Below are 18,118 nucleotides of genomic sequence, written 5' to 3'. Positions count from 1 at the left end.
GGCGCAGGGTGCGTCAACCGGGCTTTCCCGGCGCCGCGCGCCGGGGCACAAGGGCGCGCCATGACCCCCGCCATTGCCTCCGCCCTCATGCCGCTGATGCGCGGCCTCGACGCCGAGACCGCGCACGGGATCGCGCTGAAGGCGCTCGGCCTCGGCCTCGCCGGCCGTGATTCCGGCGCCGACGACCCGGTTCTCGCGACCGAATGCCTCGGGCTCCGCTTCCGCAACCCGGTCGGCCTGGCCGCCGGCTTCGACAAGGACGCGGCGGCGGTGCTCCCGCTGATGCGCCTCGGCTTCGGCTTCGTGGAGGTGGGCACCGTCACGCCGCGCCCGCAGCCCGGCAATCCGCGCCCGCGCCTGTTCCGCCTGACGGAGGACGCGGCCGTCATCAACCGCATGGGCTTCAACAATGGCGGGCTCGATGGCTACGCCGCGCGGCTCGCGGCCCTGCCGCGGCCGATGCCCGCGGTGCTCGGCGCCAATATCGGCATCAACAAGGACGGCGCGGATCCGGAACGCGACTACCCCGCGCTCTACGCGGCCGTCGCGCCCTTCGCCGACTACGTGACCGTCAACGTCTCCTCCCCCAATACGCCGGGCCTGCGCGACCTGCAGGGGGAGGAACGGCTGGCCGCGATCCTCGACGCCATCGGCGCCATGCGCGCCACGCTGCCGCGGACACCGCCGCTGCTGGTCAAGATCGCGCCCGACCTGGCGGATGACGCGCTGGCGCCGATCGTGCAGGCGTGCCTCACGCGCGGCGTCGCGGGGCTGATCGTCTCCAACACCACCATCGCGCGCCCGCCGCTGGCCTCGGCACATGCGAAGGAGGCCGGCGGCCTGTCCGGCGCGCCGCTGTTCGGCCCATCGACCGAGGTGCTGCGCAAGGTGCACCGCATCGCGCGCGGGCGGCTCGTGCTGGTGGGCGTGGGCGGCATCGCGACGGCCGAGCAGGCCTACGCCAAGATCCGCGCCGGCGCCTCCCTGGTCCAGATGTACACGGGCTTCGCCTATGCGGGTCCCGTGCTGCCGCGGCGCATCGCCGACGGCCTCGCCGCGCTGCTGAAGCGCGACGGCTTCACCCATGTCGCCGACGCCGTCGGCAAGGACGCATGATGGAGATCATCGACGGCATCGCCCCGGTCGCGGAGCGCTACGACGGCTTCGTGCTCGACCTCTGGGGCGTGGTGCACAACGGGAAGGCGCTCTATCCCGGCGTCGCCGAGGCGCTGTCCGAGCTGAAGGCGCGCGGCAAGGGCGTCGTGTTCCTGACCAATGCGCCGCGGCGCGCCTGGTTCATCGCGAAGATGCTCGACGGCATGGGCCTCGACCGCGCGCTGTACGATGCGATCGTCTCCTCGGGCGAGGTGTCCTGGTGGCACCTCAAGCACCGCAGCCACCCGTGGTTCGCGAAGCTGGGCCGCGCTTGCGTCCATATCGGGCCCGACCGCGACCTGTCCGTGGTGGAGGACGGCGCGGCGGAGGTGGTCGAGGACCCGCGGTCGGCTTCCTTCCTGCTGAACACCGGCCCCGATCCGGTGCGCGGGCCAAAGAGCGTCGAGCCCTACCGCGCTGCGCTCGAAGCCTGCCATGCCGCCGGTCTGCCGATGCTCTGCGTGAACCCCGACCGCGCCGTGATGGTGGGCGACGACCGCGTGCTCTGCGCCGGCGCACTGGCCGATGTCTACCTGGACCTGGGCGGCGCGGTGCTCGAGATCGGCAAGCCCGACCCCGCGGTCTACGACCCGGTGCTGGAGGCGCTGGGCAATCCGCAGCGGCACCGCGTGCTCGCCATCGGCGACACGCCGCATACCGACCTTGCCGGCGCCCAGGCGGCGGGCATGGACGCGCTCTGGGCGCTGACGGGCCTGGCCGCCGCGGCGCATGGCGAGAACCCGGAGCCCTCGCGCCTCGCCGCCGTGGCGCATGAGGAGGGCGTGCGCCCGATCGCGGCGCTGCGCTCGCTGCGCTGGTGAGCGCCCGCGCGCAGTCCCGGCTGCGCGCCATCTGCCTCGCCCTGCCGGAGGCGACGGAGCAGGAGACCTGGGGCGTGCCCACCTGGCGCATCCGCGGGCGCATCTTCTGCATGTGGTCGCCGATGGAGGGCGCGGACGCCGCGCTATGGTGCAAGGCGCCGCGCGGCGTGCAGGAAATGCTGGTCGAGGCGGCGCCGGATCGGTTCTTCCGCCCGCCCTATGTCGGGCACAAGGGGTGGATCGGGTTGCGGCTCACGGGCCGCGTGGACTGGGCGGAGGTCGAGGCGCTGGTTCGCCGGTCGTGGAGCATGACGGCGCCGAAGCGGCTGCAGCGGGCGGGTTGAACGACCCGGAAGGTCGGGGGAGGGGAACCTCCCACGATCCCCCTCCCTTCCTTGGCACCTGGTGCTGACCCGGGAAGGTAGGGCGCCAGGTGCAAAAAATGGTTGTGGGGGGTCCGGGGGGAGAAGTTCCCTTCTCCCCCCGGCCTTCAATCCACGATGAACAGCCTCGCCCCCGTGCTGGTGCGCGACCTGTGCGCCTCCGCCCCGTCCGCCACCTGGTAGGACATGCCGGGCTTCAGCGTGAAGACTCGCCCATCGGCGAGCGTCGTCTCGAGTTCGCCCTCCAGCACCAGCAGCACGTGGCCCTTCTGGCACCAGTGGTCGGAGACGTAGCCCGGCGAATACTCCACCATCCGCACGCGGATCGGGTTCTCCGCCGGCCCGACATGGCGCGTGCGCCAGAGCGCCTCGCCCGCATCGCCGGCATGGCGCGTCGGCGGCACCGCCGACCAGTCGGTGGTGTCGAACGGGATGGCGGACATCTGCATGGCGGGACCCTTCAGGCGTGGCCGGCGCTGCCGGAGAGCAGGGCAGGGTCCACGCGCAGCTTCGCCAACGCCGCTTCCCAGGTCGTGCCGGCATCGTCGCGGAACACGAGCGCGCCGTCCGCCGGCACGCTGAGCCAGGCGTTGCGCTGGATCTCGTCCTCGAGCTGGCCCGGTGCCCAGCCGGCGTAGCCCAGGGCCAGGACGCAGTCGCGCGGCCCGCCGCCGGACGCCACGGCCTTCAGGATCTCGACGCTCGCGGTCAGCGCGAGGCCCGGCATGACGGGCAGGGTCCCCTCGGTCGACCATTCGTCGCTGTGCAGCACGAAGCCGCGCCCGCTTTCGACCGGCCCGCCCGCGACCATCCGGATGCGCCGCTGCGGCGGCACGGGTTCCAGTTCGAGCTGCCGGAGGAGGTCGTCGAAGGCCATCCCCGCCAGGGGGCGGTTCACGATCAGCCCCATCGCGCCATCGGACGAATGGGCGCAGAGGCAGACGACGGTATGGTCGAAGCGCGGGTCCTGCATGCCGGGCATCGCGATCAGCAGGTGACCGGACAGGTAGCCGGCGGGCTCCGGCATGGGGCTTGAAGTGGCCATGGCAATTAGGTGGCGCAGCCCGCCCGGTCCCGCAACCCATCCCTTCCCCCATGACAGCCAGCATGCCGCGCGCTACATCCGCCCGGGCAATGAGGAGGACGACATGCCGATTTCCGTGGGCGAGACCATTCCGGCCGTGAAGGTCATGCAGGCCACCGCCGAGGGGCCGAAGGAAGTGGACACCGGCGCGTTCTTCAAGGGCCGCACCGTCGTGCTGTTCGGCGTGCCCGGCGCCTTCACGCCGACCTGCTCGGCCAAGCACCTGCCGTCCTTCACCGAGAACGCCGACGCGCTGAAGGCCAAGGGCGTGGACGCCATCGCCTGCATGGCGGTGAACGACGCCTTCGTCATGGGCGCCTGGGCGAAGGACCAGGGCATCACCGACCAGGTGGCGATGATCGCCGATGGCTCGGCCGCCTTCACCAAGGCGATGGGGCTCGAATTCGACCTGACGGCGCGCGGCCTCGGCGTGCGCTGCCAGCGCTTCGCGCTGGTCGCGAAGGACGGCAAGGTGACGCATATCGCCGTCGAGGCGCCTGGCGCCTTCGACGTGTCGAGCGGCCAGGCGGTCCTCGCCGCGCTCTGATGCGGCGCGGGCCCGCCGGTTGCCGGCGGGCCCGGCCTTTCAGCGGATGGTGATGGGACGGCGCGCCACCACCGGGTTCTCGGCGCCCGGCGCCGTCGTGACGTAGCGCAGTTCGTACGCGCCGGGCTTGTCGGGGGCGGCGAGCTCGCCTTCCGTTCCGTCCGCGTCCACGCTGAAATACCCTTCGTAATGATCGGGTGCTGCATCTGGCGGCACGATCGTGACGTAGTCGCCGCTGCCGCGCGGCCCGGTGTAGCGCACGCTGAAGCGCTGCCCCGCGGCGGCCTCGCCCGGGGCCTCGAGGGTCGCGGCGGCGGGCGTCAGCGTGATCGGCCGGCGCGCGATCACCTGCTCGCCCCCCGGCGCGGTCAGCACGAAGCGCAATTCGTGCGGCCCCGCCATGCCGGGCAGCCGCAACTGGCTCTCCCCGCCATCGATGCTGACATAGGCGTTGCCGATATAGGCCCCGGCCTCGGCCGAGGGCGGCACCACCGAAATGAAGCTGCCCGAGGCCGCCTGCGCCGGCGTGTAGCGCACCGTGATGGGGCTGCCCGCCATGGCGGTCGCTGGCGCCTCGATCGTCGCGCGCGCCTCGACCACGCGGAGCGGGATGCGGGCCAGCACGGTGCCGTCGGCGCCTTCGACGAAGCGGATCTCGTAGGTGCCGGGCGCACCCGGCGCGGTCACCACCAGCGGGCTTTCCGCCCCTTCCACCCAGGCAAAGGCGTTGCCGACATGGGCGCCGGCCTCGCTGCCCGGCTCGGCGATGCCGATCCAGGAACCCGGCGCGCGCGGCCCGGTCCAGCGGATCTCGACCTGGCTGCCGCCGGGAACCTCGGCGGCCGCGGCAAGGGTCGCGGTCGCGGGCGTGACCGTCACAGCGGCGCGCCCGATCGGTCGCCCGGCGCGGGCGAGGACGTACCGCACCTCATACGCCCCTGCGGTGGCCGGCGCGCGGACCCGCGCGGGCGAGCCATCCGCGGTCCAGGCGTAGTGGTGCGTCTCCTGCGCCTCGGCATTCGGGGCGGTGGGGACGAAAACAAGGTAATCGCCGAGCTCGTTCGGACCCTCCCAGGCGACCTCAAGCACCTCGGTCGCGCCGATGGTCGCGGCGGCGGCGCGCAGCGTCGCGCGCGGCAGGGCATCGGCCAGCGGCACGACGATCTCGGCCGGGCCGCGCGCCGTGACCTCCGCCGTCACGCTGCCGATCCGTTCCTCGGTCGAGGCGGTGACGACATAGCGCCCCGGCGCCAGCGCCAGCGCCATGGCGGGGCCGTCATGGACCGGCGTCTCCCCCCCTTCGCGCAGCACGGTGAAGGCGGCGTTCGCGAGCGTGGGGCCGCCCGGGCCCTGCGTCGCGCGCAGGCCAGTGGTGCGGGGCGGCGTGGCCGGCGGCGGGGCGGGGCGCGCCTGCGCCGTGCGGCTCAGCGCATCGGCCAGTTCCGCCGCATTGCCGGCGGCGACGAACATCCCGCCCGTGCGTTCCGCGATGCAGGCGACGCGCGCGCGTTCCTGCGGGCTGCGCAGGTCGAAGCCCACGACATGGGCGGTGAAGCCGGCATTGGCGGCTTCCAGCTCCGCGGCGAGCGCGCAGGGGTCGCCGCCGCAGGTCTCGATGCCGTCGGTCACCAGGATGATGGTGCCGCCGCGTTCCTGCACACGGAGCGCGCGCGCCGCCTCCCGCACGCTTTCGGTCAGCGGCGTGCGGCCGCGCGCGGTCATGCGCCCGAGCGTCTCGCCGATTGCGGCCTCGTCGACCGGGCCGGGCGGGCGCAGCAACTCGATGTCGCGGCAATCGCCCGCGCGGCGGTGGCCATAGGCCATCAGGCCGACGCGGCTGCCGGCCGGGAAGCGGGAGAACATGCCGCGCACGGCGCCGCGCGCGATGTCGAGCTTCGTCTCGTCCCCGATCCGCCCCCACATCGATCCCGACATGTCGAGGATGACGATGGTCTCGGGCGGCGTCTGCGCCCGGGCGGGCGGGGCGCCGAGGGCGGCGAGCAGTATCGCGGGCAGCAGCAGGCAGCGCATGGGCCGGGGTGTCTCCGATGACGAAGGGCCGCCCATCCGGGCGGCCCTGCGGAGACTAACAGCGATCGGTCCGGCGCCGGAACCGCGCCGGATCACATCACTGCGGCTCGACCCCCGAACTGCGGACGAGTTCGCGCCAGGTCTGGCGCTGGCTCTGCATCATCGCGGCGAATTCCGCGGGCGTGGAGGCGAAGGGCACGTTGCCGTTGGCCTCCAGCCGCCGGAGCATCGTGGCGTCGCGCAGCCCCGCATTGATGGCCGCGTTCATGCGCGCCACGATCGGCTCCGGCATGCCCTTCGGCCCCATGACGGCCGAGAAGGAGGGCAGGTCGTAGTTCGGGACCCCCTGTTCCTGCACCGTCGGCATGTCGGGCGCGAGCGGCCACCGCGTCGCGTTGGTCACGCCGAGTGCACGGATCTGCCCCGCGCGGATCGAGCCGATCACGCCGGAATAGCTGTCGAACACCACCTGGATGTTGCCCGCGATGAGGTCGGCCAGCGCCGGCGCCGCGCCGCGATAGGGCACATGCGCCATGTCGGTGCCCGTGCGCATCATGAACAGCACGCCCAGCATGTGGTTGGCCCCGCCCGCGCCGGCCGAGCCGAAGTTGAGCTTGCCCGGATTGGCCTTCAGGTGCGCCACCAGTTCCTGGATGTTGCGCGCGGGGACCGAGGGGTGGACGCAGACCACCGCGGTGCCGGTCGCGAAGGTCGCGACGGCGGTGAAGTCGTCGACGCCGTCATAGCCGGCGTTGCGGAACAGCAGCGGCGCGCCGAGATGCGACGACGGCGAGGCCATCATGACCGTGTAGCCATCCGGCGCCGCCTGCGCGACATGCAGCGTGCCGACCGTCCCGCCCGCGCCCGAGCGGTTGTCGACCACGCAGGGCACACCGAGCGCGGCGCCCAGGATTTCCGCCTGCAGCCGCCCGGCGATGTCGGACGCGCCGCCCGGCGGGTAGGGGACGACGAGGCGGATGGCGCGGCTCGGCCAGGCCGCCTGCGCGACGGCAGGGCGGGCGAGGCCGGCGGCGCCGAGGCCGGCGGCGAGGGTGGGCAGGGCGCGGCGGCGGATCATGCGGGTCTCCCGGAGGCGGATGCCGCGCGGCGGCGGCCGGCGGCGGGCGCAGCATGGCGCGGCGCCACGATATTCGGAAGCACGTTCCATGCCGGACGGGCGTGGTCCGTGCCACGTGGATCGCCGGCCGGAGGGCTTGATCCAGATCAAGTCGCGCCATAGATTTCAGAAAATTCTGAAACGACGGTCTATCCATGAACCTCCCGCCGCTCGTCCAGTCCTTCGTGCTCCATTTCGGCGAAATGGGGTCGCGCTGGGGCATCAACCGCACCGTGGGGCAGATCTACGCGCTGCTCTATGTCTCGCCGCGGCCGCTCTGCGCGGACGACATCGTCGATGCGCTCGGCGTGTCGCGCTCCAACGTCTCGATGGGGCTGCGCGAATTGCAGGCGTGGAACCTCGTGCTGCTGCGCCACATCCCGGACGACCGGCGCGACCATTTCACGACGCCCGAGGATGTCTGGCAGATCCTGCGCGTGCTGGCCGAGGAGCGGAAGAAGCGCGAGGTCGACCCGACGCTCTCGGTGCTGCGCGAACTGCTCATGCAGAAGCCCGGCAGCGAGGTCGAGCAGCACGCCCAGGCCCGCATGGCCGAGATGCACGGCCTGATCGAGCGCCTGACCACCTGGTACGAGGACGTGAAGCGGCTCGAGACGGACCGCCTGACCGCGCTGCTGGCGCTCGGCGCGCGCGTCACCAAGTTGCTCGATGCGAAGGACAAGGTCGTGGGCCTGGTCCGCCGCAAGAAGGAAGCCTGACCCATGGACGCGCTCATTCTTGCCCGCATCCAGTTCGCGGCGAACATCTCCTTCCACATCCTGTTCCCGACCATCACCATCGCGCTCGGCTGGGTGCTGCTGTTCTTCAAGCTCCGCTTCAACGCGACGGGCGACGAGAAGTGGATGGAGGCCTACCGCTTCTGGGTGAAGGTCTTCGCGCTGTCCTTCGCGCTCGGTGTCGTGTCGGGCATCACCATGTCCTTCCAGTTCGGGACGAACTGGCCGGGCTTCATGGAGCGCGTGGGCAACATCGCGGGCCCGTTGCTGGCCTATGAGGTGCTGACCGCGTTCTTCCTGGAAGCGACCTTCCTCGGCATCATGCTGTTCGGCTGGAAGCGGGTGCCGGGCTGGGTGCATACCGGCGCGACCTTCCTGGTCGCCTTCGGCACCACCATGAGCGCCTTCTGGATCCTGGTGCTGAATTCCTGGATGCACACGCCCCAGGGCTTCGAGATGCGCGACGGCGTGGCGCATGCAACCGACTGGTTCGCGATCGTCTTCAACCCGTCCATGCCCTATCGGCTGGCGCACATGCTGATGGCCTCCGCGCTGACGGTCGCCTTCCTGCTGGCGGGCATGTCCGCCTGGCGCTGGCTGCGCGGGGACCGCGCGCCATCGGTCATGGCGGTGCTGCGCACGGGTGTCGTGATGGCGGCGGTGGGTGCGCCGACGCAGCTGCTGCTCGGCGACATGCACGGGCTCAACACGCTCGAGCACCAGCCGGCCAAGGTCGCGGCCATGGAGGGCAACTGGGAGACGCGCGGGCACGTGCCCCTGCTGCTGTTCGCCATCCCGGACGAGGCGGCGCGCGGGAACCGCTTCGAGATCGGCATCCCCTCCGGCGCCAGCCTGATCCTGCGCCACAGCGCAGCGGGCGAGGTGCCCGGGCTCAACGACTTCCGCGGCGAGCACCCGCCGGTGGCGCCGGTCTTCTATGCCTTCCGCGTCATGGTCGGCACCGGGATGCTGATGATCGCCTTCGGCCTCGGCGGCGCCGTCCTGCTCTGGCGGCGCGGGAGCCTGCCGCGGTTCGTGATGTGGGGGCTGGTCGCCATGACCTTCTCCGGCTGGGTCGCGACGCTTGCCGGCTGGTACGTCACCGAGATCGGCCGCCAGCCATGGCTCGTCACCGGCGTGCTGACCACGGCGCAGGCGGCCGGGCCGGTGCCTGCCGCCAGCATCGGCGCGACACTCGCGATGTACCTCGTGCTCTATGCGCTGCTGCTCGTGGCCTATGTCGGGACGCTCTATCGCCTGGCGGCGAAGGGACGGATGGCGCCGGATGCGGCGCCCGGGCTGAAGGGCGTGCCGGCATGACTCCCTTCCTGCCGCCCGAATGGCTGCCCGTGGTCTTCGCGGGGCTGATGGCGCTGTCCATCCTCCTGTATGTGGTGCTGGACGGGTTCGACCTCGGCGTCGGCATCCTGCTGCCGCGAATGCAGGCGGAAGCCGACCGCGACCGCATGATCGCGGCGATCGGCCCCTTCTGGGATGCGAACGAGACCTGGCTCGTGCTCGGCGTGGGCCTGCTGCTCGTAGCCTTCCCGGCGGCGCATGGCCTGATCCTGACCGAGCTCTACCTGGCCGTCGCGGTCATGCTGGTCGGCCTGACGCTGCGCGGCGTCGCCTTCGAGTTCCGCGCCAAGGCGCAGGACCTCAGGCAGAAGCGCCGCTGGGATCATGCCTTCGTCGCGGGCTCCCTGGTCTCGGCGCTGTCGCAGGGCTGGATGCTCGGGCGCTACGTGCTGGGCTTCGCGGAAGGCTGGGCGGCGACGGGCTTCGCCGCCATGGCCGCGGTCGGGCTCGCCATCGCCTATGCCTTCATCGGCGCCGCCTGGCTGATCTGGCGGACAGAGGGGGAATTGCAACGTGCGGCCATTGGCTGGGCGCGGGCGGCGATCTGGCCGATGGGGATCGGCATCCTGTTGGTCTCGGCCGTCACGCCGCTCGTCAGCCCGCGCATCTTCGAGCGCTGGTTCGCCTTCCCCGAGGTGTTCCTGCTGGCGCCGTTGCCGATCGTGACCGCGGCGCTGCTGCTCGGCATCGCCAGCCTGCTGCGCCACATGCCGCTGCCGAACGACGCGCTCCGCCGGGTGCCCTTCTGGGGCGCCGTCGCGCTGTTCGCGCTGTTCTTCGCGGGGCTGGCCTGGTCGTTCTTCCCCTATGTGGTGCCCGAGCGCCTGACCATCTGGCAGTCGGCCAGCGCGCCGGAGAGCCTCTCGCTCATCCTGGCCGGTGCGATCTTCGTGCTGCCCGTCATCCTTGCCTACACCGTGCTGGCCTGGCGCATCTTCGGCGGCAAGGCGCGCGACCTGACCTACTACTGAACCGCGGCCTCGGCCCGCTCGCGCCCGACAAGGGCGCCGAGCAGGCCGAGCTGCACGATGTTGACCGCAATCCCCACCCACCACGCGGCGGCATAGAAGCCGACCGCGTCGTAGATCGCGCCGGCCAGCCAGGCGCCCGAGGCCATGCCCGACAGGCCGACGAGGAACAGCGCCGGCACGCGCCACGCTGCCTCCGCGGCCGGGAAATGCGTGCGGATCGCCATGACATAGGCCGGGATGATGCCGCTGAAGCCGAGCCCGTAGGCGGCGGCCGCGAAGAACAGCCCGGCCTCGTCCTGCGTCACCAGGAAGCCCGCCATGCCCACGACCTGCGCCGCCGAGCCCGCCAGCGCGGTGCTGAGCCCGCCGATCCGGTCCGACAGCCAGCCCCAGAACTGCCGCGCGACGAAGGCCGAGAGCAGCAGGACCGAGAGCATCATCGCCCCGCGCGACGCCGCGATGCCGAGGTCGGCGCAGAAGGCCACGAGATGCGCCGCCGGCATCGCCATCGGGATGCAGCAGAGGAAGTTGCAGGCCGCGATGGCGCCGAGCGCGACGTTGGGCCGCATGCCGAGCACACGCCCGCCGGCCCCGGTGCGGATCGCCGCCGGGCCGCGCAGCGGCGCGGGCGCCGGGCGCAGCACCAGCGCGGCCAGCGTCACGATGATGGCCGCGGCGACGGCGCCATAGGCCAGCATCGTCGCCTGCCAGCCGAAGCCGCGGATCGCGCGCTCGAACAGGAAGGGCCAGAGGAAGCCCGCGATGTACTGCCCGGAGGAGACGAGGGCGAGCGCCGTGCCGCGCCGCCTGTCGAACCAGAGCGAGACATAGGCGACCATCGGCGCAAACAGCGCCCCGTTGCCGAACAGCCCGACGCCGAGCCCGATCCCCGCGAGCAGCGACCAGGCCTGCCCGAGCGAGGCGAGCGCGAGCCCAGAGAAGATCGCCGCGCCGCCGAGGATGGCGACCGCGCGCTGCCCGACGCGCGCCGCCAGCAGCCCGCAGATCACGCCCCCGATGCCCGAGCCGAGGTAGGCCAGCGACGTCGCGAGGGAGGGCAGCGACCGCCCGCCGCCCAGGCTCTCGGCGATCGGCGCGAGGCCGATGACGACGGTCAGCGGCGCGCCGGCGGCCAGCGCAAGCATCGTCACGGCGGTGACGGCGACCACCCAGGAGGTGCGCGTCTCGATGCTCTCCGCACCCTGGCCCTGTCCGTCCGTCACGCGCGTCCCCGCCGCATCGCGCCGAGGTTACGCCGGATCGCGCGCATGGGAAGGCCGGGGCAGCCCGGCCGCCCGGTCAGTGCAGCGGGTCGAGGAACGGCGTGCCCGGTTCCGCCACGTAGAAGATGACGACGCGCATCGGCTCGGTGGCGCTGCGGTTGTAGCCAGTCATCCGCAGGTTGGGCGGCTCGAGCATCGATTCACCGGCCCGCACCGTGACGGGTGCCCGGCCGTCCATCTCGAGCGTGAAGGCGCCCTCGAGGATGTAGACGGCGACAGGGAAGCGATGCGTGTGGAACACGGTGGCTTGGCCAGGCGCGATCGTCGCGGTCAGGATCGAGACCTGCTGGCGTTCGCCGCGGGGCATCCCTTCCACGGTCTCCTGCAGCAGGAGGTTCGGACGCGCCGGCGGCCCCTGTGCCAGCACGGGCGCGTTGACCATGAGCGCCGCCACCGCGACGCCGAGGATGTGGACGATGCGCATTGGTCTGCCTTCCGATCGAGAAGGCGCCAAGCCTATGCACCCCGCGCGGCGCACTGCCATGCAATTCGGCCCGGGCGCTGCGAATTCACGGCTGCCCGCGAAGGCTGCGCGCGAACCGCGCCCGATGCGGAACGAGTCTGCGCCGCCGAGCCATCCGATCGGACGCCGCCCTAGGATGCGCGCGCGCCACTGCGCGGACGCAGCGCCTCGGCCGAGCGGCGGACCACCTCCGAGACCTGCAGCAACTGTGTGCCGAGCGGACTGGTGCGGCGCCAGACCATGCCGATCCGGCGCGAGGGCCGCGGCGCCGGGAAGCGGGAGACCGAGACGGCGGCCGAGCGCGTCTCGACCGCGACCGCCATGTCCGGGATCAGCGTGACGCCGATGCCGGCGCCCACCATCTGCACCAGCGTGGACAACGAGCTGGCGTCGAGCAGCTCGCGCGTCGAGGACGCCTCCATCCGGCAGAAGGACAGCGCCTGGTCGCGGAAGCAGTGCCCTTCCTCAAGCAGGAGAAGCCGCATCTCGCGCAGCCGCTCGACGCTCGGCACGGGCTTGCCGGCTTCCGTGCCTGGCCGGACGAGGACGAACTCCTCCTCGAACAGCGCCACTTCCTCGAGCGAGGGCTCGGAGACCGGCAGGGCTAGGATGGCGGTGTCGAGCCGGCCGTCCGCGAGGTCGCGGATCAGCCGCGGCGTCAGCGTCTCCCGCACATGGATGTCGAGCCCGGGGTGGCGCTGCGCCAGGTCGCCGATGATGGTCGGCAGCAGGTAGGGGGCCACGGTCGGTATGACGCCGATCCTGAGCCGCCCGGTCAGATGGCCGCGCGCGGCGCGCGCCAGTTCGTCCAGCTCGTCCACGGATCTGAGGATGTCGCGGGCGCGGAGCGTGAATTCCTCGCCGAAGCCGGTCAGCGCGACCCCCCGCGGCCCGCGTTCGAAGAGCGCGGCGCCGAGTTGCTCCTCGAGGTCCTTGACCTGCATCGACAGCGCGGGCTGCGAGATGGCGCAGGCTTCCGCCGCCCGCCCGAAATGGCCGTGGCGGGCCAGGGCGGCGACATAGCGGAGCTGCCTGAGCGTCAGGTTTATCATAAGCTCACCTGATCGTAGCAATCAGGAGATCGATCTTAAACTAATGGTCCGGATTTGGTAGGGTGCCGTGAAGCAAGACCCGCCGAGTCACCGGGTGCGGCCGGCGATCACGCCCCGTGGCGTGCGCGCGGCCAGCGGGTGGCATGGCTCCGCCTCGGCGATTTTGCTACAGGACGGCGGTCTTGAACGCGCACGGCAGCATTGGCGCCCTTCTCGGCGCCGGGCTGTCCGACAAACCGGATCCGGCGGCGAGTCGCCGGCCACGTCAGTGAACTTAGCCAGGAACGGAGAGCAAGATGGACGGAAACACTGGTGCCGGCGCCGGGAAGTGCCCGGTGATGCACGGCACGCCCACGGCGGCCCGCTTCTCCACCCGGTCGAACAAGGACTGGTGGCCGAATGCGCTCAACCTGCGCATCCTCGCCCAGCATTCCGCCAGGTCGAACCCGATGGGCCCGGCCTTCAACTATGCCGAGGAGTTCAAGAAGCTCGACCTCGCGGCGCTGAAGAAGGACGTCATCGCGCTGATGACGGTGAGCCAGGACTGGTGGCCGGCCGACTACGGGCATTACGGCCCGTTCTTCATCCGCATGGCCTGGCACGCCGCCGGCACCTACCGCACGGCGGATGGCCGCGGCGGCGCGGGCAACGGCGCCCATCGCTTCGCGCCCGAGAATTCCTGGCCGGACAACGCGAATCTCGACAAGGCGCGGCGCCTGCTGTGGCCGATCAAGCAGAAGTACGGCAACAAGATCTCCTGGGCCGACCTGTTCGTCTTCACCGGCAACTGCGCGATCGAATCCATGGGGCTGAAGCCCTTCGGCTTCGGCGGCGGCCGCGTCGACATCTGGGAGCCGGAGGAGGACATCTACTGGGGCACCGAGGACACCTGGCTCGGCGACGCGCGCTACACGGGCGACCGTCATCTCGAGAACCCGCTCGCCGCCGTGCAGATGGGCCTCATCTACGTCAATCCCGAGGGACCGAACGGCAACCCCGACCCGCTCGCCTCGGCCCGCGACATCCGTGAGACCTTCGCGCGCATGGCGATGAACGACGAGGAGACCGTCGCGCTGACCGCCGGCGGCCACACCTTCGGCAAGTGCCACGGCGCGGGTGACGCGACGCTGGTCGGCCGGGAGCCGGAAGGCGCGTCGATGGAGCAGATGGGCCTCGGCTGGCTCAGCAGCTTCCGCAGCGGCAAGGGCGTCGATGCCATCACCTCCGGCATCGAGGGTGCCTGGACGCCGACGCCGACCAAGTGGGACAACGCCTACTTCGACATGCTGCTCGGCTTCGACTGGAAGCTGACGAAGTCGCCGGCCGGCGCGCAGCAGTGGATCCCGACCGACCCGGCCGCGGCGACGCTGGTGCCCGACGCGCATGATCCGACGAAGCGCCACGCGCCGATCATGACGACGGCCGACATGGCCATGAAGATGGACCCCGAGTACCGCAAGATCTCGGAGCGCTTCCACAAGAACCCGAAGCAGTTCGCCGACGCCTTCGCGCGCGCATGGTTCAAGCTGACCCACCGCGACATGGGGCCGAAGGTCCGCTACCTCGGCTCGATGGTCCCGAAGGAGGACCTGATCTGGCAGGACCCCGTCCCGCCGGTGACGCACAAGCTGATCGGCAAGGCCGAGGCGAAGGCGCTGAAGGCGCAGATCCTCGCCTCGGGCCTGACCGTCGCGCAGCTCGTGCAGACGGCCTGGGCCTCGGCCTCGACCTTCCGGGGCTCGGACAAGCGGGGCGGTGCCAATGGCGCGCGCATCCGCCTCGCGCCCATGAAGGACTGGGAGGTGAACCAGCCCGCGCAGCTCTCGAAGGTGCTGGCGAAGCTCGAGAAGGTGCGCAAGGAGTTCAACGCGTCGGCCACCGGCGGCAAGCAGATCTCGCTGGCCGACATCATCGTGCTGGGCGGCTGCGCGGCGGTCGAGGCCGCGGCGAAGGCGGCCGGGCACAAGATCGAGGTGCCCTTCGCGCCGGGCCGCACCGACGCGACCGCCAAGCAGACGGATGCCGCGTCCTTCGCCCCGCTCGAGCCCGAGGCGGACGGGTTCCGCAACTACCGCCGCGCCCGCTTCACGGTCTCGGCCGAGGAGCAGCTGGTGGACCGCGCGCAGCTGCTGACGTTGACGGCGCCGGAGATGACGGTGCTGGTCGGCGGGCTGCGGGTGCTCGGCGCCAACCATGCGGGCTCGCCGCACGGCGTCTTCACGAAGCAGCCGGGCAGGCTGACGAACGACTTCTTCGTGAACCTGCTCGACATGGGCACGGCCTGGTCGCCGGCCGACGAGACGGCCGAGGAGTTCAACGGCCGCGACCGCGCCACCGGCGCCGTGAAGTGGACGGGAACGCGCGTCGACCTGGTGTTCGGGTCGAACTCCGTGCTGCGTTCGCTGTCGGAGGTCTACGCCCAGGCCGACAGCCAGGCGAAGTTCGTGGCCGACTTCGTGGCCGCCTGGACCAAGGTGATGAACCTGGACCGCTTCGACCTCGCCTGAGCGAGGCAACTGTGCCCGGGCGCGGCGTGATTGACGCCGCGCCCGGGTGCGAGCTTTCCGTGCCGCGCCGGTCGCCGGGCCGGCTCAGCCCGCCGCCGCGTCCCGCGCCGCCGTCGCCAGCGCATCGGCCCGTTCGTTCATCGGGTCCCCCGCATGGCCGCGCACCCAGCGCCATTCCACCTCATGCGGCTTCGCGGCCGCCAGCAGCCTTTGCCAAAGGTCGAGGTTCTTCACCGGCTCCTTCGCCGCGTTGCGCCAGTTGCTGCGCACCCAGCCATGGATCCAGCGGCTGATGCCGTTGCGCACGTATTCGCTGTCGGTGTGCAGCGCGACGCGGCAGGGTTTCTTCAGCGCCTCCAGCGCCATGATCGCCGCGGTCAGCTCCATGCGGTTGTTGGTGGTCTCGGGCTCGCCGCCCGTCAGTTCGCGCTCGTGCTCGCCGAAGCGCAGGATCGCGGCCCAGCCGCCCGGGCCCGGATTCGGCTTGCAGCCGCCGTCGGTCCAGATCTCCACCAGGGGGCGCGGGTCGGTCATGAGGGCGGGGGGAAGGGAGCTTCCCCCCGAACCGCCCAACCTTCTTTGTCATTTGGCGTAGGCCCCGCGAGGCCGCGCGCCAGGTGCCAAAGAAGGGATGGGGGTCGGGGGAGGTTCTCCTCCCCCGCGCGATTTCCTCGCCTCACAGCCCCAGCCCCTCGCCCTGCGCGAAGAACCGCAGCTTCCGCAGGTATTCCAGCGGATCCTTGCGCGTGACCAGCGCCCCTGCCGGCGTGTGCGTCCAGTCGAACAGTCGCGTCAGCAGGAAGCGCAGCGCCGCGCCGCGGCAGAGCACCGGCAGCGCCGCGTGCTCGGCCGCGCCCATGGGCCGCACCGCGTCGTAGCCGGCGACCAGCGCCCGTGCCTTGGTCGCGTTGAAGGAGAAGTCCGGCTCGAAGCACCACGCGTTCAGGCAGATCGCGACGTCGTAGGCCAGCAGCTCCGTGCAGGCGAAGTAGAAGTCGATCAGCCCCGAGACGCGCGGCTTGCCGTCCGCGCCCGGCAGGAAGAAGACGTTGTCGGGAAAAAGGTCGGCGTGGATGTGCCCGCGCGGCAGCGCGCCCGGCGCCGGCCAGGCGGCCAGGATGCCGACCAGCGCCGCATCGAGTTCCGCGACCAGGCCCGGCTGCACCTCGTCCCCCCGCGCGCGGCAGCCATCGAGCAGCGGCGCCCAGCCTGCGGGGCCGAGCGCGTTCGACCGTTCGGGCGCGAAGCCTTCCCCCGCCCGGTGCATCTCGGCCAGCGCGCGGCCGAGCGGCGCGCAATGCTCGGGCCGCACCCGGCGCGGCCAGACGCCGGGCAGGAAGGTCACGATCGCCGCCGGTCGCCCGGCGAGGCTGCGCAACGCCTGCCCGTCCCGCGCATGGACGGGCGTCGGGCAGGCCAAGCCGCGCGCGGCCATGTGGTCCATGAGGCCGAGGAAATACGGCAGCTCCGCCGGATCGACGCGCTTCTCATACAGCGTGAGGATGAAATCCCCGGCCTCGGTCTTCAGCGCATAGTTGGAATTCTCGACCCCCTCGGCGATGCCGCGGAAGGCGAGCAGCTCGCCGAGCGCGTAGTCCGACAGGAAGGCGCGCAGCGCCTCGTCCGAAACTTCGGTGTAGACCGCCATCAGGCGACGGCGCGCATGCGCGGCGCGCGGAAGACGATGTCCTCGACCGCGACCACCACTTCCTCCGTCGTGATGTCGAAGCGGTCCCGCAGCCGGTCCAGCACTTCCTGCACCAGCACCTCGGGCGCCGATGCGCCGGCCGTGATGCCGAGCGTCGCGCAGCCTTCCGCGAGGGCGGGGTCGAGTTCGGCGCCGCGCTGCACCATCACGGCGCGCGGCGCGCCCGCGCGCTCGGCCACTTCGCGCAGCCGCACGGAATTGGAGGAATTGGGCGCGCCCACCACGACGACGATGTCGCTCCGTGCCGCCACGGCCTTCACCGCCGCCTGGCGGTTGGTGGTCGCGTAGCAGATGTCCTCCTTCGCGGGGCCCTCGATGCCGGGGAAGCGCTCGCGCAGGATGGCGACGATCCCTGCCGTGTCGTCGACGGACAGCGTCGTCTGCGTCGTGTAGGCGAGCGGCACGCCCGGCGGCGGCGCGACGCGGCGGGCGGCCGCGGCATCCTCGACCAGCGTCATGGCGCCGTCCGGCACCTGGCCCATGGTGCCGACGACCTCCGGGTGGCCCTCGTGGCCGATCAGCAGCAGGTGGCGTCCGCGCGCATGGTGGCGCTCGGACTCGCGGTGCACCTTGCTGACGAGCGGGCAGGTGGCGTCGAGGAAGTACATCTCCCGCCGCTGCGCCGCCGCGGGCACCGATTTCGGCACGCCATGGGCGGAGAACACGACCGGCTGGCCGTCGTCCGGAATCTCGTCCAGCTCCTCGACGAAGACGGCGCCCTGGCGTTCCAGCCCCTCGACGACGAAGCGGTTGTGCACGATCTCGTGGCGGACGTAGACCGGCGGGCCGTGGCGCTTCAGCGCCTCCTCCACGATCCTGATGGCGCGGTCGACGCCGGCGCAGAAGCCGCGCGGGCCGGCGAGAAGGACATGGAGGCGGGGCTTCTGGACGGTCATGGTC

At 71.7% G+C, this 18,118-nt stretch carries 18 protein-coding genes; 8 read left to right on the top strand and 10 right to left on the bottom strand.

What is annotated here, in order from left to right:
* Positions 1–60: 60 nt before the first annotated feature.
* The 3 genes from E8M80_RS10040 to E8M80_RS10030 are packed head-to-tail and all read left to right on the top strand — an operon-like array spanning position 61 to position 2,320.
* Entirely contained in the window at positions 61–1,116 is a 1,056-nt protein-coding gene (locus tag E8M80_RS10040; RefSeq protein ID WP_137125548.1) for a quinone-dependent dihydroorotate dehydrogenase, read from the top strand.
* Positions 1,113–1,976: a TIGR01459 family HAD-type hydrolase gene (locus E8M80_RS10035; protein ID WP_240789972.1), complete on the top strand. Its 864-nt coding sequence runs from the start codon at positions 1,113–1,115 to the stop codon at positions 1,974–1,976. The genes E8M80_RS10040 and E8M80_RS10035 overlap by 4 nt, the downstream gene beginning before the upstream one ends.
* Positions 1,973–2,320, top strand: a complete 348-nt coding sequence (locus E8M80_RS10030; RefSeq protein ID WP_137125547.1) for an MmcQ/YjbR family DNA-binding protein — start codon at positions 1,973–1,975, stop codon at positions 2,318–2,320. Before E8M80_RS10035 ends, E8M80_RS10030 begins: the two co-directional genes overlap by 4 nt.
* Positions 2,321–2,466: 146 nt before the next feature.
* Here E8M80_RS10030 and E8M80_RS10025 read toward each other — a convergent pair whose 3' ends face one another.
* Together E8M80_RS10025 and E8M80_RS10020 are read right to left on the bottom strand one after the other, a co-directional pair.
* On the bottom strand, positions 2,467–2,808 hold the full coding sequence (locus tag E8M80_RS10025; protein WP_137125546.1) for a DHCW motif cupin fold protein: 342 nt from the start codon (positions 2,806–2,808) through the stop codon (positions 2,467–2,469).
* Positions 2,809–2,819: 11 nt separating this feature from the next.
* A complete protein-coding gene (locus tag E8M80_RS10020) occupies positions 2,820–3,404 on the bottom strand; it encodes a YqgE/AlgH family protein (RefSeq protein WP_240789971.1) in 585 nt (194 codons plus the stop codon).
* A gap of 103 nt (positions 3,405–3,507) precedes the next feature.
* On the opposite strand from E8M80_RS10020, the gene E8M80_RS10015 reads away from it, so the two are divergent.
* Positions 3,508–3,990 (top strand): peroxiredoxin, encoded by a 483-nt coding sequence (locus E8M80_RS10015; protein WP_137125544.1) that lies wholly within the window; start codon positions 3,508–3,510, stop codon positions 3,988–3,990.
* A gap of 39 nt (positions 3,991–4,029) precedes the next feature.
* Here the strand turns inward: E8M80_RS10015 and E8M80_RS10010 are convergent, their stop codons facing one another.
* Entirely contained in the window at positions 4,030–6,021 is a 1,992-nt protein-coding gene (locus E8M80_RS10010; protein ID WP_170979316.1) for a VWA domain-containing protein, read from the bottom strand.
* A gap of 97 nt (positions 6,022–6,118) precedes the next feature.
* Complete coding sequence (locus tag E8M80_RS10005; RefSeq protein WP_137125542.1) at positions 6,119–7,099, bottom strand: tripartite tricarboxylate transporter substrate binding protein; 981 nt, start codon at positions 7,097–7,099, stop codon at positions 6,119–6,121.
* A gap of 194 nt (positions 7,100–7,293) precedes the next feature.
* Between E8M80_RS10005 and E8M80_RS10000 the strand changes: the two genes are divergently transcribed.
* The 3 genes from E8M80_RS10000 to E8M80_RS09990 are packed head-to-tail and all read left to right on the top strand — an operon-like array spanning position 7,294 to position 10,205.
* Complete coding sequence (locus tag E8M80_RS10000) at positions 7,294–7,857, top strand: GbsR/MarR family transcriptional regulator (protein WP_137125541.1); 564 nt, start codon at positions 7,294–7,296, stop codon at positions 7,855–7,857.
* A gap of 3 nt (positions 7,858–7,860) precedes the next feature.
* The gene (locus E8M80_RS09995) at positions 7,861–9,195 is read left to right on the top strand and encodes a cytochrome ubiquinol oxidase subunit I (RefSeq protein WP_137125540.1); all 1,335 of its coding nucleotides are present in this window, start codon (positions 7,861–7,863) and stop codon (positions 9,193–9,195) included.
* Positions 9,192–10,205: a cytochrome d ubiquinol oxidase subunit II gene (locus tag E8M80_RS09990; protein WP_137125539.1), complete on the top strand. Its 1,014-nt coding sequence runs from the start codon at positions 9,192–9,194 to the stop codon at positions 10,203–10,205. The genes E8M80_RS09995 and E8M80_RS09990 overlap by 4 nt, the downstream gene beginning before the upstream one ends.
* On the opposite strand, the gene E8M80_RS09985 is transcribed toward E8M80_RS09990, so the two are convergent.
* The 3 genes from E8M80_RS09985 to E8M80_RS09975 all read right to left on the bottom strand — a co-directional run bounded on the left by E8M80_RS09985 (position 10,199) and on the right by E8M80_RS09975 (position 13,003).
* The gene (locus E8M80_RS09985; RefSeq protein ID WP_137125538.1) at positions 10,199–11,428 is read right to left on the bottom strand and encodes an MFS transporter; all 1,230 of its coding nucleotides are present in this window, start codon (positions 11,426–11,428) and stop codon (positions 10,199–10,201) included. The genes E8M80_RS09990 and E8M80_RS09985 overlap by 7 nt on opposite strands.
* A gap of 76 nt (positions 11,429–11,504) precedes the next feature.
* Positions 11,505–11,912 carry a cupin domain-containing protein gene (locus tag E8M80_RS09980; RefSeq protein WP_170979315.1) on the bottom strand — a complete coding sequence of 136 codons (408 nt, stop codon included), beginning with the start codon at positions 11,910–11,912 and terminating at the stop codon, positions 11,505–11,507.
* A 170-nt stretch (positions 11,913–12,082) separates the two neighbouring features.
* A complete protein-coding gene (locus E8M80_RS09975) occupies positions 12,083–13,003 on the bottom strand; it encodes a LysR substrate-binding domain-containing protein (protein WP_137125536.1) in 921 nt (306 codons plus the stop codon).
* Between the two features lie 296 nt (positions 13,004–13,299).
* Here E8M80_RS09975 and katG point away from each other — a divergent pair, with 296 nt between their 5' ends.
* Positions 13,300–15,510 carry a catalase/peroxidase HPI gene (gene katG, locus E8M80_RS09970; protein WP_137125535.1) on the top strand — a complete coding sequence of 737 codons (2,211 nt, stop codon included), beginning with the start codon at positions 13,300–13,302 and terminating at the stop codon, positions 15,508–15,510.
* 84 nt (positions 15,511–15,594) lie between these two features.
* On the opposite strand, the gene rnhA is transcribed toward katG, so the two are convergent.
* The 3 genes from rnhA to ispH all read right to left on the bottom strand — a co-directional run bounded on the left by rnhA (position 15,595) and on the right by ispH (position 18,114).
* Positions 15,595–16,044, bottom strand: coding sequence for a ribonuclease HI (rnhA, locus tag E8M80_RS09965; protein WP_137125534.1), 450 nt, complete (start codon positions 16,042–16,044; stop codon positions 15,595–15,597).
* 142 nt (positions 16,045–16,186) lie between these two features.
* Entirely contained in the window at positions 16,187–17,158 is a 972-nt protein-coding gene (locus tag E8M80_RS09960; RefSeq protein WP_137125533.1) for a homoserine kinase, read from the bottom strand.
* Entirely contained in the window at positions 17,158–18,114 is a 957-nt protein-coding gene (ispH, locus tag E8M80_RS09955) for a 4-hydroxy-3-methylbut-2-enyl diphosphate reductase (RefSeq protein ID WP_137125532.1), read from the bottom strand. Before ispH ends, E8M80_RS09960 begins: the two co-directional genes overlap by 1 nt.
* Positions 18,115–18,118: the final 4 nt, after the last annotated feature.

Origin of the sequence: Roseomonas sp. HF4 (assembly GCF_005222755.1) — a bacterium.
Classification (GTDB): domain Bacteria; phylum Pseudomonadota; class Alphaproteobacteria; order Acetobacterales; family Acetobacteraceae; genus Neoroseomonas.
This window is presented reverse-complemented; position numbering and strand designations above follow the sequence as displayed.

Coding starts and splice junctions, on each gene's coding strand:
- E8M80_RS10020 (WP_240789971.1), bottom strand. CDS start 3,404: ATGGCCACTTCAAGCCCCATGCCGGAGCCCGCCGGCTACCTGTCCGGT.
- E8M80_RS10005 (WP_137125542.1), bottom strand. CDS start 7,099: ATGATCCGCCGCCGCGCCCTGCCCACCCTCGCCGCCGGCCTCGGCGCC.
- E8M80_RS10035 (WP_240789972.1), top strand. CDS start 1,113: ATGATGGAGATCATCGACGGCATCGCCCCGGTCGCGGAGCGCTACGAC.
- E8M80_RS09995 (WP_137125540.1), top strand. CDS start 7,861: ATGGACGCGCTCATTCTTGCCCGCATCCAGTTCGCGGCGAACATCTCC.
- E8M80_RS10000 (WP_137125541.1), top strand. CDS start 7,294: ATGAACCTCCCGCCGCTCGTCCAGTCCTTCGTGCTCCATTTCGGCGAA.
- rnhA (WP_137125534.1), bottom strand. CDS start 16,044: ATGACCGACCCGCGCCCCCTGGTGGAGATCTGGACCGACGGCGGCTGC.
- E8M80_RS10040 (WP_137125548.1), top strand. CDS start 61: ATGACCCCCGCCATTGCCTCCGCCCTCATGCCGCTGATGCGCGGCCTC.
- ispH (WP_137125532.1), bottom strand. CDS start 18,114: ATGACCGTCCAGAAGCCCCGCCTCCATGTCCTTCTCGCCGGCCCGCGC.
- E8M80_RS10015 (WP_137125544.1), top strand. CDS start 3,508: ATGCCGATTTCCGTGGGCGAGACCATTCCGGCCGTGAAGGTCATGCAG.
- E8M80_RS09980 (WP_170979315.1), bottom strand. CDS start 11,912: ATGCGCATCGTCCACATCCTCGGCGTCGCGGTGGCGGCGCTCATGGTC.
- E8M80_RS10010 (WP_170979316.1), bottom strand. CDS start 6,021: ATGCGCTGCCTGCTGCTGCCCGCGATACTGCTCGCCGCCCTCGGCGCC.
- E8M80_RS10025 (WP_137125546.1), bottom strand. CDS start 2,808: ATGCAGATGTCCGCCATCCCGTTCGACACCACCGACTGGTCGGCGGTG.
- E8M80_RS09960 (WP_137125533.1), bottom strand. CDS start 17,158: ATGGCGGTCTACACCGAAGTTTCGGACGAGGCGCTGCGCGCCTTCCTG.
- E8M80_RS09975 (WP_137125536.1), bottom strand. CDS start 13,003: ATGATAAACCTGACGCTCAGGCAGCTCCGCTATGTCGCCGCCCTGGCC.
- E8M80_RS09990 (WP_137125539.1), top strand. CDS start 9,192: ATGACTCCCTTCCTGCCGCCCGAATGGCTGCCCGTGGTCTTCGCGGGG.
- katG (WP_137125535.1), top strand. CDS start 13,300: ATGGACGGAAACACTGGTGCCGGCGCCGGGAAGTGCCCGGTGATGCAC.